Raw genomic sequence first — 16,871 nt, 5'->3', positions numbered from 1 at the left:
GTTAACATTTTGGTTTACAAAAAATCAATGTTCTTAAGTATTAACCCAGAAGCTGGGGCAATGTACTCCATTCTTCTTTTACTATGTGGAAGCAAACTGTTTTCAATATCTTCTATAGTTAGTTTTCCTTTACCTAAGTCAATTAAAGCCCCCATCATTAAACGAATTTGGTTACGCATAAAACCTTGCCCCTTTACACGAAATAGGTATGATTTTTTTGGAAAAAAATTAGCACTGTAAATGGTGTTTTCTAAGAGTTCGGATAATAAAATCTCACGATTATAAACGCCATTATCGGTTGGCTTATAGCAATATGATTTAAAATAATGTTTTCCCTCAAATAATTTAGCTCCTTGTTTCATTATTTCAATATCCAAATAATCTAAAATGGTTGTCATAATTGGCGCACAAAATGGATGACATTTTTCTCCATAAGCAAACAGGTAGTTATATTCCTTAACTTTTGAGTGTTGTATGATATTGAATTTCTCATCAACTTTAGCAATATTCAACGCGCGAATGTCCTGTGGCAAATTGTAATTAAAAAGACCTAGAAAAGCTTCTTGATCTTCGATGGGTTCTTCAAGAAATAATTCAAAAGCAGCACATTCAGCCGAAACCATGGCGTCGGTTCGTCCGGCACAGAGGGTTTTAAAAGGCTTTCCTTCTAAAATGTAGTTAAAGGTTCGGTCTACCATTAAGTGTAGTGTTTTTACATCGGGCTGCTTTTGCCAACCATGGAATCGGTAGCCTAAATATTGAATAGAGATAACGTAAAAATACTTTTTCACTTTGCGTTTTTGATTCACCGAATGTACATTCTTTTATTTATTGAAACAAAAATTTTATAAATTGTAAAACCTTTATCACTAACTAAATATTAATAATTTATGACAGATTCAGCAACGATTAAACCTCCATTTTGGTTTTGGCCAACAACTATTATAGCCCTTGTATGGAATGCCATGGGTGCTATGCAATATGTTGGACAAGCCTATATGACCGATAGTTTTAAAGCTCAATACACAGCAGAAGAGCTTGAGATTTTCACCAATTTACCTGCTTGGTATACAGCAGCCTTTGCATTTGCCGTTTGGGGTGGTGTTTTAGGTTGCATTGGGTTATTACTGAGAAGAAAATGGGCTAAAATTGCTTTTTTAATTTCGCTAATAGGAATTATAGTGCAGATGCTACACAATCTTTTTATTTCTGATTCCTCTATAACTTATGGACCAGCAGTTATAACTATGACCATCATGATTCCCTTTATTGGTGTTTTACTGCTTTTATTGTCAAAAAAAGCCATTGCCAAAGGTTGGATTTCATAGACTATATCTATTTTTTGAAATATAAAAGGCATTACTCCAAATTAGTTTAATGCCTTTTTAGTTTCCTACCAGCTTCTAGCGTTTAGCGTCGATTTGTGTCTACTTTTAAGCTCCGCTTCAATATCTTTTAGCGTAAAGCCTTTGGCTTGAAGCAACATGAGATAATGGAATAACAAATCGGCCGATTCATATAAAAACAATTCGTCATTGTTGTCCTTAGCTTCTATTACAGTCTCTACAGCTTCCTCCCCTACTTTTTGGGCGATTTTATTAATGCCTTTTGCAAACAAACCCGCTACATAAGATTTTTTGGTGTCTTTATTGGCAATGCGTTCGGCTATCACATCTTCTAAAGTTGAGAAAAAACCATAAGAAGAATTGTTTTCTTCACCCCAACAGTTATCTGTACCTGTATGACATGTTGGTCCAACAGGATTGACTTGAATTAAAAGCGTGTCGCTATCACAGTCGTTTTTAATGCTCACCAAATTCAAAACATTACCACTTTCCTCACCTTTTGTCCATAGTCGATTTTTACTTCTACTAAAAAAAGTTACTTGCTTAGTTTCTATGGTTTTTTGGTAGGCTAATTCATTCATATAGCCAAGCATCAACACATTTTTGGTTGTGACATCTTGAATAATGGCTGGAACAAGTCCATTTTCGTCATATTTTATAGTCATGGTTCTTAATTTTTGAGATGCTTAAATAAATTAGGTAAGACGGTTTAATTACAATCTTACTTCTATATTATTCTTTTTTAATTCTTGTTTTAATTTTAGAATAGGTATTTCCCCAAAATGAAAGACACTGGCTGCCAAAGCGGCATCAGCTTTACCCTCTTTAAAGGTATCAATAAAATGCTTAATGTTTCCAGCTCCACCAGAAGCTATAATCGGAATGTTTAATTCTTCTGATAACTTTGCAAGTGCATTATTGGCAAATCCATTTTTAGTACCATCATGATCCATGGATGTAAACAAAATTTCACCCGCACCACGTTCTTCAACTTCTTTGGCCCAATCAAATAAATCTATTTCTGTTGGAATGCTGCCTCCTGCCAAATGTACCTTCCATTTTCCATCAATTTGTTTGGCGTCTATGGCTACAACCACACATTGGCTACCAAACTTATCGGCTAATTCATTTATTAATTCTGGACGTTTTATGGCAGAAGAATTAATAGAGACTTTATCCGCACCACATTTCAATAAAGCATCAACATGCTCTACATTTGAAATACCTCCACCTACTGTAAAAGGAATATTAACCTGTTCGGCAACATGCAAAACCATGTCCAATACAGTAGCTCTTTCTTCCAGAGTAGCCGAAATATCTAAAAACACTAGTTCATCTGCTCCCAAATCAGCATATTGCTTGGCAAGAACAACGGGATCTCCCGCATCTCTCAAATCAACAAAATTGACACCTTTTACGGTACGTCCATCTTTAATATCTAAACAAGGTATGATTCTCTTTGTAAGCAAAACTTCTATATTTTATGGCATTGCAACCCCAATAATAGAGGGCTGTAATCTATTTTTATACTAACTGTTTAAGGATACACTTCCATTGCGCTAATTATTCCATTCCATTTCATATTATGGTTATCTTATATTGTCAAACAAACTTTTCTAATTGCTTTAAACTAATTTTATTTTCATAAATAGCCTTCCCTATTATGGTTCCTTCACAGCCAATCTCTTTTAAAATAGATAATTCATCTATTTTTGAAATACCTCCCGAAGCAATTAACTTAATAGATTGTCCACTACTGCTATTGGTACATTCTGTTATTATTTGCTTATACAAATCGATAGAAGGCCCTTGCAGCATGCCATCTTTAGAAATATCGGTGCAAATTACATATTGAATGCTTTTTGCTTGATAGGTCTTGATAAACGGAATCATATCTTCTTTGCTTCGTTCCTGCCAGCCACTAATGGATACCTTACCCTGATCACTATCTGCACCCAATATAATTTTTACTGAACCGTATTTTGATATCCACCCCTCAAAAGTTTTGGGGTCTTTTACAGCAATACTTCCTCCTGTAATTTGTTTCGCTCCGGAATTAAAGGCAATGTGCAAGTCTTCATTGGTTTTTAATCCACCTCCAAAATCAATTTTTAAATTAGTTTTGGAAGCGATTTGTTCCAAGATCTTGTAATTGATTATATGTTGCGCTTTTGCACCATCTAAATCAACCAAATGCAAATACCGAATCCCTGAATCTTCAAACTGCTTGGCTACTTCCAATGGATTTTCATTATATATTTTTTTGGTGTCATAATCTCCTTTGGTTAGACGTACGCACTTACCTTCTATGATATCTATTGCTGGTATGATTCTCATTGATTAACTTGTTAATAGACCCTAAGATTATTTCAGGGTTTTAATAATATTAATTTATTTTAAAAGATACTGAAACTAGTTAAGTATGTTTCTAGAGTGTTAAAAAATTATCTAAAATCTTCTCTCCTGCCACACTACTCTTTTCTGGATGAAACTGAACTCCATAAAAATTTTCATGTTGCAAAGCCGAAGCGTAATTAATACCATAATCGGTAGCAGCAATGGTTTCATTACAATGTTCGGCATAAAAACTATGTACCAAATACATGTATTCATTTTCCTTGATACCCTTAAACAAATCCGATTTCAACTCCTTAATCACGTTCCATCCCATTTGTGGTACCTTAACGGAATTGGAAAACCGTTTTACCTTAGTTTGAAAAATACCCAAACCTATTGTATCACCCTCCTCAGTATATTGACACATGAGTTGCATTCCCAAGCAAATGCCCAATACAGGTTGCTTAAGGCTTGGTATTAATTCATCCAACTTACTTTCCTTAAGCTTTTTCATGGCAGAATTTGCTTCTCCAACACCTGGAAAAATTATTCTATCGGCGGCTTTGATTTCCTCAGTATTATTGGACAAAAAAGCATCATAACCTAAGCGATTAAAAGCAAATTGTATGCTTTTAATGTTCCCGGCTCCATAATCTATAATAACTAATTTCACTTAATTGCATATTTACGATTTCGGATGCACGATCATTGAAATCGCGCATCGTTAAACTAGGTTTTTAAATATTACAGCATACCTTTTGTACTTGGCAAAAACATCTTATTGGCATCTCTTTTTACGGCCATTTTTATCGCCTTTGCAAAAGCTTTAAAGATAGCTTCAATCTTATGATGTTCATTGATTCCTTCGGCTTTTATATTCAAATTGCACTTGGCTCCATCAGTAAACGATTTAAACAAATGATAAAACATTTCAGTTGGCATATCTCCTATTTTTTCACGCTTAAATTCAGCGTCCCATTCTAACCAATTTCTGCCGCCAAAATCTATGGCTATTTGAGCCAAACAATCGTCCATAGGTAAACAAAAACCATAACGCTCTATACCCAATTTATTACCTAAAGCTTTATGAAATACTTCTCCCAAAGCAATCATGGTATCCTCAATAGTATGGTGTTCATCCACTTCTAAATCTCCATTCACCTTAATGGTTAAATCCATTGCTCCATGACGTCCTATTTGATCCAACATATGATCGAAAAAAGATAATCCGGTACTAATCTCGTTATTTCCAGAACCATCTAAGTTCAGTTTAATATAAATTTGCGTTTCATTTGTATTACGGGTAATTTCCGCAACACGATCCTCTAATTTTAAAAATTCATAAATTTTCTTCCAATCATTAGTTTCAAGAGCAATATAAGTGTCTAGTTCTTCACGCTTAACCGTAATTTCGTTATTTCCCAAATACGTATCATCGTTTATAAATATTCCTCTAGCTCCTAAGTTTTTGGCTAGCTCAATATCAGTAAGTCTATCCCCTATTACGAAAGAGTTTTCCAGATCATATTCATCATTAAAAAACTTAGTCAACAAGCCGGTGTTAGGTTTTCGGGTAGGTGCATTATCCTTGGCATAAGTTTTATCAATATACACTTCCTTAAACCCAATACCTTCACCCTTAAAGGTATCCATTACAAAATTATGAATGGGCCAAAACTTTTCTGCTGGATTTGATAATGTCCCCAAACCATCTTGGTTGGTGACCATAACAATTTCATAATCCAGTTCTTTACATATCTTTCCCAAGTACTGAAATACCATGGGATAGAATATTAACTTTTCGAATGCATCAACCTGTTCGTCTGCTGGTTCTTTTATTAAAGTACCATCTCTATCTATAAAAAGTACACGTTTCATTTATAACAAGTTTAATGTTTTTATTAATGTATTGTTCTCTTGCTTTGTACCAATGGTAAACCGCAAACAATTTTCACAACCAGGTTGTGAAGTTCTATTTCTAACCACTATGCCTTTATCAATCAATTGGTTATAGCGCATAGTTGCGTTATCAACTTTGACGAGTATAAAATTAGCATCGGAAGGATATATTTTGGTAACGAATGAAATTTTACCCAATTCTGAAATCATAAAGTCCCGCTGTTCCAGTATAGACCGTATTTGCTGCTCTGTCTGATCCTTGTTTTGCAATTGTTCAATGGCTTTTTGTTGTGTTAGTTCATTAACATTATATGGAGGCTTAATGGTGTTTAAAACCGAAATGATCTTAGTCGAAGCATAACAAATACCTAATCGGATACCCGCCATACCATAAGCTTTGGAAAGTGTTTGCGTTACAATTAAATTAGGATATTTTTCTAATTTGGTAATCCAACTAGGCTCGGGCGAAAAGTCTATATAAGCCTCGTCTATAACTACAATGCCTCGAAATTCATTTAATAATCGCTCTATTAACTCTGATGAAAAACTGTTAGCAGATGGATTATTAGGCGAACATAAAAATAATAATTTGCTGTTGGTATCGGCGATATCTAAAATTCTATCAACCTGAGGTTGAAAATCATCTGATAATTGAACTTCTTTTATGCCAATTGCATTAATGTTTGCCAATACACTATACATGCCATAGGTTGGTGGCAAATTAATAACATTATCTTGATTAGGCTCACAAAAGGTTCTAAAAATTAAATCCAACACTTCATCGCTGCCATTCCCCAAAAGAATTTGCTCTCGTGGAATTTTTTTGATTTCAGACAACAAGGATTTGACCTTTTTTTGTAACGGATCTGGATAACGGTTTATACCATTTTCAAAAGGATTTTCATTGGCATCCAAAAAAACCATATTATTATTATTCCCTTGAAACTCATCCCTAGCCGATGAATACGGCTTAATGGTTTTTATACTTGGTCGTATTAAATCTAAAACATTCATATCATTAAAGATTAGATTAGATAGATCTGAAAATTTATTTTTATAAATCCTTTAACCGAATGGTTACAGCATTTTTATGAGCTTGCAACCCTTCGGCTTCGGCCATTAATTCTATTGTTTTCCCAATATTTAAAATACCCTCTTTCGTTATTTTTTGAAAGGTCATACTCTTTAAAAAACTATCTAAATTCACTCCAGAGTAAGCCTTACTGAATCCGTTAGTTGGTAAGGTATGGTTAGTTCCCGACGCATAATCACCAGCACTTTCTGGTGTATAATTACCTATAAAAACCGAACCTGCATTAGTAATACCATTTATGTAAAAACCTTCATTACTTGTACAAATAATAAAGTGCTCTGGTCCGTAAGTATTAATTAGTTTTAAAGCTAATTCATCATTTTCGATATAAATAAGCTTTGAGTTTGCAATGGCTTTTTTAGCTATTGCTTTACGTGGAAGAAACTCTAATTGCTTTTCAAGCTCTTTTGAAACATCAAAAATTAAATGTTTGGATGTAGACACCAAAATAACCTGACTATCTGTACCGTGTTCGGCCTGACTTAACAAATCTGAAGCAATATATGATGCGTTGGCTAAGCCATCGGCAACAACCAACAATTCACTTGGTCCAGCAGGCATATCGATGGCTACACCATATTTTGTTGCAAGTTGTTTTGCCACAGTCACAAACTGGTTTCCTGGACCAAAAATTTTATATACTTGAGGTATGGAATCTGTACCAAAAGTTAATGCTGCAATAGCTTGTATACCACCTACCTTAAAAATTTTAGTTACGCCACACAATGATGCTGTGTATAAAATCTCAGGGGCCACTTTGCCCGATTTATTAGGTGGAGAACATAGAACTATTTCTTTACAACCAGCTAATTTCGCAGGAACAGCCAACATTAATACCGTTGAAAATAATGGTGCCGTACCACCTGGAATATATAAACCAACATGCTCAATGGGTCTTTTTTCCTGCCAACATTGCACGCCAATAGTAGTTTCAATTTCTACCTTAGCTGTTTTTTGCGCAGCATGAAAGATTTCAATGTTTTGCTTGGCTTGCTTAATAGCATCCTTTAGTTGTTTTGATACGCTATTGCTAGCTGCTTCAATCTCTTCAACCGAAACCAAATTGTTTTGTATGAACACCCCATCAAACCGCTGGGTGTAATGCTGAATAGCAGAGTCACCATTTTTCTCAACATCCTGAAAAATCTCATTAACAACACCTTCAATATCATTAATTGTTTGTGTAGGACGTTTTAAAATTTCTGACCAACTTGCACGTTTTGGGTTTTCTATTACTTGCATACTACAATACCATTTTTTCTATAGGACAAACTAAGATGCCTTGAGCGCCTTTAGCCTTTAAATCATCAATAACATTCCAAAATTCATTTTTACTAATTACAGAATGAACAGAACTCCAACCTTCTTCTGCCAGTGGTAGAACTGTTGGGCTTTTCATACCCGGAAGCACATTAATAATATCCTGTAACTTATCATTAGGGGCATTTAATAAAACGTACCGTGAATTTCTCCCTTTTAGAACTGATTGTATTCTAAATTGAACTGTTTGTAAAATAGGTTGTTTATCATCACTTAAAAGAGGAGAAACAGCTAAAACGGCTTCAGATTTTAAAATGGTTTCAACCTCTTTAAGGTTGTTTTTAAACAATGTACTTCCACTTGATACAATATCACAAATGGCATCAGCCAAACCAATATTTGGTGCAATTTCAACAGAACCGTTGATAATGTGAAGGTTAGCATCAACCCTCTCTTTTTTCAAAAAGTCCTGAACTGTATTTGGATAGGAAGTTGCAATACGCTTGCCCTCTAAATCTTTTATACTATTGTATTTTACAGATTTTGGAACCGCTATACATACACGACATTTTGAAAACCCCAATTTTTCAGCTATTTCTATGTCTTCTCCTTTTTCTATCAAAACATTTTCACCTATAATGGCAGCATCTACAACGCCATCTTTTAGGTATTGTGGTATATCACTATTTCTTAAATAAAATACTTCTACAGGAAAATTTCTAGCCGAGGCTTTTAACTGGTCTTTACCGTTATCAATAGAAATACCGATATCTTTTAAAATTTGCATCGAATCTTCATTCAATCGACCCGATTTTTGTACTGCAATTCTTAGCTTACTCATTTGTATTTTGTTGAGTTTATATATATTATGAAATCTTCACTTGGGTGAAGACTATTTCAAATTGTAAAACAATAAGAAATAAAAAACCCGTTTGATGGTCTCAAACGGGTTAAAAATATGTTGAATTTATTCAATACATCTTCACTTCGCTTGAGAGCAAATTAGAAAATGATGGTGCACATGAATAAAAGTCATTACATTGATTTATATATACAAATATCAATAATAATAGTAAACAATACCAAATATTATGGATACATTTTTTATTATTTTAAAAATAAGCAATTCTCGATTGTTTTTTTTAGCACTTAAACATTAAATAAGGCCACAAACTAAAAATATTTAAATAAACATATATCTAATAGTTATTTTTAAGGGTTATCAATGAAAATAGTTCATTTAACAAACCTATCAATTATTTAACCTTTTTTACTGCGGTTAACATTAATTCTTCACCATAATTATTTATTGCTTTTCCTTTTAACTTATCCCCTTCTTTCTTCAATTGAACATCGACTGATTCATTTTCTACATTGACATTAAAATAAAAAATGTCATTTTCTACTTTTAATGATTGTGCATTAACGACACTTCCATCTTCATATACAACTTTAACGATGTATTTATTCTCTTTGTGTTCAATTATTAATGTTCCCGATTGGTATCCATAAGGAGCATCGTTACATGTATACACCCATGGGCCTTCAAAATTTTTTAATGACTCTTGGGCATTTGTTTTAAAACAAAAAAGAAATGCTATTACTACTAATACAAAAAGATTTTTTTTCATAATTAATTAAGTTACTATTTTATATTTTATTTCATTATTCCATCCAAAATTATGCAACCAATGTGTTAACACGAAAAAATAGGGACAAAAAAGAATATTATGGGATAAATAGATTCCCTAATACATATGCATTTTAAATTGTGGGATATAATTGGCAGATATAGGGATGACTACGTTACTGTTTTTTACATGAATTAAAAACTTTCCAGAGACTTTTTCTATGAGCTTAATGTTTTTTAGATTAACAATATATGACCTATGACACCTTTTAACAATTGCATTATCCAAAATTATTTCTAGGTTTTTTAGTGTATTTCGAATAAGTTTCTTTTTCACCTTATTGTCGTCAATATAATTGACAGCCACATAATTGTCTGCCGATTCAAAATACAATAAACTGTTTAGAGGTATGGATAGTTTAACAGCATTATTTTCATCTGGAATACCAATTAAATTTGTAATGTTTGACAAATTACTTTTTATGTTTCGCTTTTGCCTTAGCTGAATTACATAAATTATAAGTAGTGCAATTGTATATGGAATTATAATTACTAATGATGCATAATGGAGACATTCAAGAAAAAAAGGCCAAAACACTACTCCGTCATATTGGTAAATAAGCGATAACACAAAAGCCATTAACGTTATTTCAAAAAACACCCAAAACACAAATTCTACTAGACTAAATTTTTTGATTCCAAACAGTTTTCTAAGTACAAATTGTGAGAAAGCTAAAACAGAAATACCAATTGCAGAAAATTTAGAAAGTCTTATAAATTGATCAACGCCCTTATCGTCCTCCCATAAATTAATATTATAAGGCACAAAAACATTCAAAAATAGCACACTAAAAACAAGGCAAAAACTTATCAAGAAAAGTTTTTGCCAGTTTTTGTTCAATAAGGTAAATGAAGTCCACATCATTACTTCCAGGGAATCTCTATCAAATACTAAATAAACACTGATTTGCTTATTGATTCCCTAAAATAATAGGCATCCCTGAATCTCCTGAACCTATAACAATAACTTTGCTATTAGCTGATTCTGATAGTTTTATAGTGGCCTCTATGCCTTTATCCTGTAAAATTTTATCGGTAAGTGATGCACTTAAAATTTTATTGGCATCGGCCTTTCCTTGCGCTTCAATACGTTGTTTTTCAGCTTCTTTTGATGCAGTAACCAATCTAAATTCATATTCTAAAGATTCTTGTTCCTGCTTTAGCTTACGTTCAATAGCCTCTTTAATAGTAGGTGGAAGTGTTACATCTCGAATTAAGATATTGTTAAGTTGAATATATTGGCTTTCTACAATATTCTTGGTTTCTAAAAATATCTCTTCTTGAATGGCGTCACGTTTACTGGAATATAATTGCTCTGGAGTATAACGACCAACAACACTACGTGCCGCACTACGAACAGCAGGTTGTAAAACCCTTTTTAAGTAACTTTCTCCTTTTTCATTATGTAACCTTCCCAAATTCTTGACGTCAGGTTCGTATAGAACAGATGCATCCAATTTAATATCCAAACCATTAGATGAAAGTACAGACATTGCTTCTGGAACTTCTTGTTGACGGGTTTCATAATCAATAACTCTATTCCAAGGAGCAATAATATGAAAACCTGGTCCCAAAGCATCTTTTTCGGGATCTACACCATTACTTAACGTTTCATATAAGACTCCTGCATGTCCAGCATCTATAGTTACAGCAGATTTAGCTAATACTATAATTAAAATGATTGTGCCTATTATAAAAGGTAAGGCAACTTTTGGTAATTTTTCCATTGTATTTATTTTAAATTAATCCGTTATATTTTCTTAAAAACCACTCAGCCGATAAGCACAAGGCTATAATTAAAAGCAAGTATTTCCAATCTATCAAAGGTAAGCTATTTTTATGGCTCTTTTGAACGGGCAAATAACGTGAATCATTTAATAGATCACTATACAAATTAGTTGTTTCATCTATAAAATAAGATATTCCATTGCTATTAGTAGCCAAACGTTGCAACTTTGTTACATTGGCACTTAAGAATTGTTGCTCTACATTGTATTCCAGTATTTGAAAGTTTCCAGATTGTGAAATAGATTCATTTGATGGGCTTACCGTAAAACTGTATTTAGAAGGCGACAAACTACTCAAGTCCACTTGGTAATTGTTATTTTTAATCACAAAGGGAAGTATCTTGGTGTCACCCGAAATATCATCCTTAACAGTAATGTTTAGCGATTGCCTGGCATCAAATTGATAATTCTTATCAAAGTATTGTGCTTTAACAATAATGTTGGTATTGCCATTATAGAATGTTTCATATTCAATATTCAATCGGTTTCGTTGCTTAGTTGATGCCAAATATTGAACCACTTTCCCTAAAAAATCATCGAAAGCACTGAATGATTTTGTATTCATGAAACTTTGGGCACGCCATTTCCAAATATTTTCACCTAACAAAATGGCCTCTCTTTCATTATTGACTTCAATGGTGGCCAACAATGGGTCAATAGTAATATTTCCATTTATAGTTTTGGCTAAAATTGTCTGGAAAGGAACCCTAAAATTTATAGTTCCATAATTGGATTTTAAAGGAGGAAAAGATTCAAAATTTATATCATCCACCAAAAAGGGTGAATAATTCAAATTTAATTTGGTTTGATAATCCTCGAATTGACCAGAAATGTCGTGTTGGTAATTTTTAGACACTTCATTTAAAAAATCTAAATTCGTTTTAGTGCCTACGATAATGAATTTATTCTTTTTGGATTCTTCTAATAATTCGTACAAATCCTTAAACGAATGGGTTGGCTGATATAAAATAACCAATTGAAAATCATCGATTTGATCCAATATTTTTTGTGGATCTAAAAACGTTGCAGACCATTGTTCGTTAATTTCAATACTTTTTTTAAAAACTCCCAAATCTGGATGCAAAAATGCACTTACAATGGCTACTTTTGTTTTTTGGTCTATTACTTCAACCGCAAAAAGCTTTGTATTGTTTATTTTATTTTTTTCATTTTCAATTGGAGTTAATGTCGCTCGGTAGCTACTTACCCCTACAGTTGAAGCTGGTAGCGTAAAGTTAATTATACTAGAATTATTGTCTTTTGAAAAACTAATATTTTTTGAATATACTTCGACATCTCCTTTTTTAACTGCAAATTTTGATTGAACCTTATCATAACCATTATAAACAAGAATGGCTTCAACAGGAAATTGATTTTTTAAAAAGGCATACCTATTTACATTAAATTGTTGGATTTTTAAATCGGTGTGGGCAGTGGTATCCCCCAAAATAATTGGATAAATAGGTTGTTTATATTTTGAAGATGAAAACTCGTAGTCGTTACCATAAGTTTGGTTTCCATCTGTAATAAGTAATGTAGGCGATGTGGTTTGTTTATATAGTTGGGAAAGCTGGTTTATAGCACCATTTATATTTGTCTGTTTTTCAGAAAACGTCAAAGTGTCTGTAGCACTAAAATCTTTTCCAAAGGTGTAAACATCAATATTAAACTTATTTTTTAAAGCCTCATTATCCATAATACTTTGAACTAATTCCCTAACTTTTTCCTCCTGTTTTAGATAAACAATTGAATTTGAATTATCTACAGCTATAATCAAATTAGGCTTTTCAATTGAAATGGTTTCTTGGTGAAACTTAGGATTGATGAGTAATAATAAAATTGAAAAAATAGTAAGAAATCTTAAAAACAAAAAAAGCATGTTTAACTTAGACATACTTTTTTCGTTTTTGTAATATTGAAATCCTGCTATAAATAAAGCAGCTATTCCAGCGAGTATAAAATATAATACGGTTTCGGTCTGCATTATTTAAATTTACGATTTACAATTTTTACATACATTAAAACTTCATCGTCAAATTGTAAATCTTTAATTGCAAATTTTAAGTTAGCATACCACCATCTACATTAAGGGTTTGCCCTGTAATATAGGCGCTCATATCACTAGCTAAGAACACACAAACATTAGCAATATCCTCAGGTGTACCACCACGTTTTAATGGAATAGCATCACGCCAACCCTTCACTACATTTTCGTCTAACTTTGCAGTCATTTCAGTTTCAATAAAACCAGGAGCAACGACATTACTTCTAATATTTCTAGAGCCTAATTCTAAGGCAACAGATTTAGAAAACCCTATGATACCAGCCTTGGAAGCTGCATAATTGGTTTGGCCTGCATTACCTTTAACCCCTACAACCGAACTCATGTTAATAATAGATCCCTTACGTTGTTTTAACATAGTACGCTGGACTGCTTTGGTCATATTGAAAACCGATTTAAGGTTTACTTCAATAACTTTATCAAAATCTTCTTCGCTAATACGCATTAATAAATTATCCTTAGTTATACCTGCGTTATTAACTAAGATATCGATACTTCCAAATTCAGTAACAACATCATTAGCTAATTTTTGGGCTTCTTCAAAGCTAGCTGCATTACTTTGATAGCCTTTAGCTTTGATTCCCTTCTCGTTTAATTCTTCTTCCAAGGCTTTCGCAGCTTCAATCGATGAGCTATAAGTAAAAACCACATTTGCTCCTTGGTCTGCGAAAACTTGGGCAATACCCTTTCCTATACCCCTACTTGCTCCAGTAACGATAGCTGTTTTCCCTTCTAATAATTTCATATCACTAACTTTATTTTTTATAAAATTGTTGAAATTCAAATATACTAATAACAAAATACTATATACTAAAAAACCTCACAAAAAATGTGAGGCCTTTAGTATTAATAAATCATATTTTAAGCCATAACCTCGGCTACTTTTTTACCTATTTCGGCAGGTGAATCCACAACGTGAATACCACATGCCCTCATAATTTTCTTTTTGGCTTGAGCAGTATCATCACTACCTCCAACAATAGCACCTGCATGTCCCATAGTGCGTCCAGCTGGTGCTGTTTCACCAGCAATAAAACCTACAATTGGTTTTTTACTACCACTTTCTTTATACCAATTAGCAGCATCTGCTTCTAATTGCCCACCTATTTCACCTATCATAACAACAGCTTCTGTTTCTGGGTCACCAATAAGAAGTTCTACAGCATCTTTGGTAGTAGTACCAATAATAGGATCACCACCAATACCAATAGCAGTAGTAATCCCCAGTCCTTGCTTCACTACTTGATCGGCCGCTTCATAAGTTAATGTTCCAGATTTTGACACAATACCTACCTTTCCTTTTTTAAACACAAAACCTGGCATGATTCCTACTTTTGCTTCTTCAGGCGTAATTACACCAGGGCAGTTTGGACCAACCAAACGACAGTCTTTGTTTTTAATATAGTTAGAGGCAATTATCATATCGGCAACAGGAATACCTTCTGTAATGGTTATAATAACTTTAATACCGGCATCAGCAGCTTCCATTATGGCATCAGCAGCAAATGCAGGTGGCACAAAAATAATGGTCGTATCGGCACCAACTTGATCTACAGCTTCTTTTACAGTATTAAACACAGGTTTATCCAAATGAATTTGACCTCCTTTTCCTGGAGTGACACCACCAACCACATTGGTTCCATATTCAATCATTTGTCCAGCGTGAAATGTACCTTCACTACCAGTAAATCCTTGCACTATTATTTTTGAATCTTTATTTACTAAAACACTCATGTTTTTAATTTTTTTTAAATCGTTTAAAAAAGTGTGACAAAAGTAATGTATTGCACTGTATAAATAAAGTCTATACTTTGTTTTTTAATTGTTGAATGATATCGGGTATTTTTTTTATTAGGGCAAGTTCTCTAAGCTTAAGTCTTGATTCTTCGGCAGGATATCCAAAATAGGTTTTATGTCCTTCTAAAGATTTACTTATGCCTGACTGGGCCAATATTACAGCTTTCTCCCCAATAGTTATGGCGCTGGTACTACCAACTTGCCCCCAAATAGTTACTTCATCTTCAATAATAACACAACCTGCAATGCCGACCTGTGATGCAATTAGACATTTTCTACCAACAGAGGTGTCATGGCCAATTTGAATTTGGTTATCCAATTTTGAACCTTCACCAATAACTGTGTCGCCAGTAACTCCACGATCTATTGTACATAAAGCACCAATATGAACATTGTTTTTAATGACCACCCTACCCCCAGATAATAGTTGGTCAAAACCATCAGGACGATTTTTGTAGTAAAAAGCACTAGCTCCAAGAACAGTTCCCGCATGAATAATAACATTGTCACCAATAATAGTATCGTCATAAATACAGACATTGGGATGAATAACGCAATTATTGCCTATAATCACATTATTACCTATAAAGCAATTAGGTTGAATAATCGTACCCTCACCAATAATCGCTGAATCTGAAATTAATTTATTCGTTTGCCGAAAGGGCTTAAAAAACTGGGTTAATTTATTAAAATCCCTAAATGGATCATCACTAATTAGCAAAGCTTTGCCTTCTGGACAAGGAACATTTTTATTTATTAGAACAGTAGTTGCTTTTGAATTTAATGCTTTATCATAATACTTAGGGTGATCAACAAACACAATATCTCCTGGTTCAACCACATGAATTTCATTCATTCCTAAAACAGGAAAATCTTCAGTACCAACAAAGTCACAGTCAATTAGACTGGCAATTTCTTTTAAGGTATATTGCTTTGGAAACTTCATATTAAGCAGGTAATTAGCGGTATGTATTAGTAATATTGAAAGTCTTAGCAACTATTGACAATACTATTAGCTGCAAACTTATTTTACTCTTTAATACGTTCTTTATAAGTTCCTTTTTCGGTTTCTATCCTAATTTTATCGCCTTCATTAATAAATAAAGGGACATTTATCTCGGCTCCTGTTTCAACAGTTGCCGGCTTAGTGGCATTAGTAGCTGTATTTCCTTTTACACCAGGTTCTGTGTGGGTAACTTCCAATATAACACTGGCTGGCATTTCAATAGAAAGAGGCATATTATCTTCTGTATTTATTAAAACTGTTACAACTTCACCTTCCTTCATTAAATCGGGTCTGTCCAATACAGCCTCCTGTAATTGAATTTGGGTGTAGTCTTCAGTATTCATAAAATGATAGTATTCACCATCATTATATAGAAATTGGAATTTATGTGTTTCAACACGTACATCTTCTATTTTATGACCAGCCGAAAACGTGTTGTCAATAACTTTTCCTGTAGTAACACTCTTTAATTTCGTTCTTACAAAAGCTGGCCCTTTGCCAGGCTTAACATGTAAAAACTCTATAATTTTATAAATATCGTGGTTATATCTAATACATAACCCGTTTCTAATATCACTTGTACTTGCCATTATA

At 33.3% G+C, this 16,871-nt stretch carries 18 protein-coding genes; 1 reads left to right on the top strand and 17 read right to left on the bottom strand.

The features are described 5' to 3' along the window. Positions 1-14 precede the first annotated feature (14 nt). Positions 15-791 (bottom strand): tRNA pseudouridine(38-40) synthase TruA, encoded by a 777-nt coding sequence (locus tag K7G79_RS01415; protein WP_223548433.1) that lies wholly within the window; start codon positions 789-791, stop codon positions 15-17. A 99-nt stretch (positions 792-890) separates the two neighbouring features. On the opposite strand from K7G79_RS01415, the gene K7G79_RS01410 reads away from it, so the two are divergent. After that, complete coding sequence (locus K7G79_RS01410) at positions 891-1,328, top strand: hypothetical protein (protein WP_223548431.1); 438 nt, start codon at positions 891-893, stop codon at positions 1,326-1,328. Positions 1,329-1,393: 65 nt separating this feature from the next. On the opposite strand, the gene hisIE is transcribed toward K7G79_RS01410, so the two are convergent. The 16 genes from hisIE to efp all read right to left on the bottom strand — a co-directional run bounded on the left by hisIE (position 1,394) and on the right by efp (position 16,867). Next, complete coding sequence (gene hisIE, locus K7G79_RS01405) at positions 1,394-2,011, bottom strand: bifunctional phosphoribosyl-AMP cyclohydrolase/phosphoribosyl-ATP diphosphatase HisIE (protein ID WP_223548429.1); 618 nt, start codon at positions 2,009-2,011, stop codon at positions 1,394-1,396. A 48-nt stretch (positions 2,012-2,059) separates the two neighbouring features. Next, entirely contained in the window at positions 2,060-2,815 is a 756-nt protein-coding gene (hisF, locus tag K7G79_RS01400) for an imidazole glycerol phosphate synthase subunit HisF (RefSeq protein WP_223548427.1), read from the bottom strand. Positions 2,816-2,948: 133 nt separating this feature from the next. After that, positions 2,949-3,683, bottom strand: coding sequence for a 1-(5-phosphoribosyl)-5-[(5-phosphoribosylamino)methylideneamino]imidazole-4-carboxamide isomerase (hisA, locus tag K7G79_RS01395; RefSeq protein WP_223548425.1), 735 nt, complete (start codon positions 3,681-3,683; stop codon positions 2,949-2,951). Between the two features lie 91 nt (positions 3,684-3,774). Continuing rightward, positions 3,775-4,356: an imidazole glycerol phosphate synthase subunit HisH gene (gene hisH, locus K7G79_RS01390; RefSeq protein ID WP_223548423.1), complete on the bottom strand. Its 582-nt coding sequence runs from the start codon at positions 4,354-4,356 to the stop codon at positions 3,775-3,777. 71 nt (positions 4,357-4,427) lie between these two features. Next, on the bottom strand, positions 4,428-5,561 hold the full coding sequence (gene hisB / locus K7G79_RS01385; RefSeq protein WP_223548421.1) for a bifunctional histidinol-phosphatase/imidazoleglycerol-phosphate dehydratase HisB: 1,134 nt from the start codon (positions 5,559-5,561) through the stop codon (positions 4,428-4,430). Then, positions 5,562-6,596, bottom strand: coding sequence for a histidinol-phosphate transaminase (gene hisC / locus K7G79_RS01380; RefSeq protein WP_223548420.1), 1,035 nt, complete (start codon positions 6,594-6,596; stop codon positions 5,562-5,564). It lies immediately after the preceding gene. Positions 6,597-6,636: 40 nt separating this feature from the next. After that, complete coding sequence (gene hisD, locus K7G79_RS01375; RefSeq protein WP_223548418.1) at positions 6,637-7,917, bottom strand: histidinol dehydrogenase; 1,281 nt, start codon at positions 7,915-7,917, stop codon at positions 6,637-6,639. Between the two features lies 1 nt (position 7,918). Then, the gene (hisG, locus tag K7G79_RS01370) at positions 7,919-8,776 is read right to left on the bottom strand and encodes an ATP phosphoribosyltransferase (RefSeq protein WP_223548417.1); all 858 of its coding nucleotides are present in this window, start codon (positions 8,774-8,776) and stop codon (positions 7,919-7,921) included. Positions 8,777-9,191: 415 nt separating this feature from the next. Then, the gene (locus K7G79_RS01365) at positions 9,192-9,566 is read right to left on the bottom strand and encodes a hypothetical protein (RefSeq protein WP_223548415.1); all 375 of its coding nucleotides are present in this window, start codon (positions 9,564-9,566) and stop codon (positions 9,192-9,194) included. A 117-nt stretch (positions 9,567-9,683) separates the two neighbouring features. Beyond that, positions 9,684-10,391, bottom strand: coding sequence for a LytTR family DNA-binding domain-containing protein (locus tag K7G79_RS01360; RefSeq protein ID WP_223548414.1), 708 nt, complete (start codon positions 10,389-10,391; stop codon positions 9,684-9,686). Between the two features lie 145 nt (positions 10,392-10,536). Then, positions 10,537-11,352, bottom strand: coding sequence for a prohibitin family protein (locus K7G79_RS01355; RefSeq protein ID WP_223548412.1), 816 nt, complete (start codon positions 11,350-11,352; stop codon positions 10,537-10,539). Positions 11,353-11,362: 10 nt separating this feature from the next. Continuing rightward, complete coding sequence (locus K7G79_RS01350; protein WP_223548410.1) at positions 11,363-13,396, bottom strand: VWA domain-containing protein; 2,034 nt, start codon at positions 13,394-13,396, stop codon at positions 11,363-11,365. Between the two features lie 76 nt (positions 13,397-13,472). Beyond that, positions 13,473-14,219, bottom strand: a complete 747-nt coding sequence (gene fabG / locus K7G79_RS01345) for a 3-oxoacyl-[acyl-carrier-protein] reductase (RefSeq protein WP_223548408.1) — start codon at positions 14,217-14,219, stop codon at positions 13,473-13,475. Positions 14,220-14,335: 116 nt separating this feature from the next. After that, positions 14,336-15,208 (bottom strand): succinate--CoA ligase subunit alpha, encoded by an 873-nt coding sequence (gene sucD, locus K7G79_RS01340; protein ID WP_223548407.1) that lies wholly within the window; start codon positions 15,206-15,208, stop codon positions 14,336-14,338. A gap of 70 nt (positions 15,209-15,278) precedes the next feature. Beyond that, positions 15,279-16,217: a UDP-3-O-(3-hydroxymyristoyl)glucosamine N-acyltransferase gene (locus tag K7G79_RS01335; RefSeq protein ID WP_223548405.1), complete on the bottom strand. Its 939-nt coding sequence runs from the start codon at positions 16,215-16,217 to the stop codon at positions 15,279-15,281. 83 nt (positions 16,218-16,300) lie between these two features. Further along, on the bottom strand, positions 16,301-16,867 hold the full coding sequence (gene efp / locus K7G79_RS01330; RefSeq protein ID WP_223548404.1) for an elongation factor P: 567 nt from the start codon (positions 16,865-16,867) through the stop codon (positions 16,301-16,303). Positions 16,868-16,871: the final 4 nt, after the last annotated feature.

It is taken from the genome of Aestuariivivens sp. NBU2969 (assembly GCF_019931125.1).
Classification (GTDB): domain Bacteria; phylum Bacteroidota; class Bacteroidia; order Flavobacteriales; family Flavobacteriaceae; genus Aestuariivivens; species Aestuariivivens marinum.
This window is presented reverse-complemented; position numbering and strand designations above follow the sequence as displayed.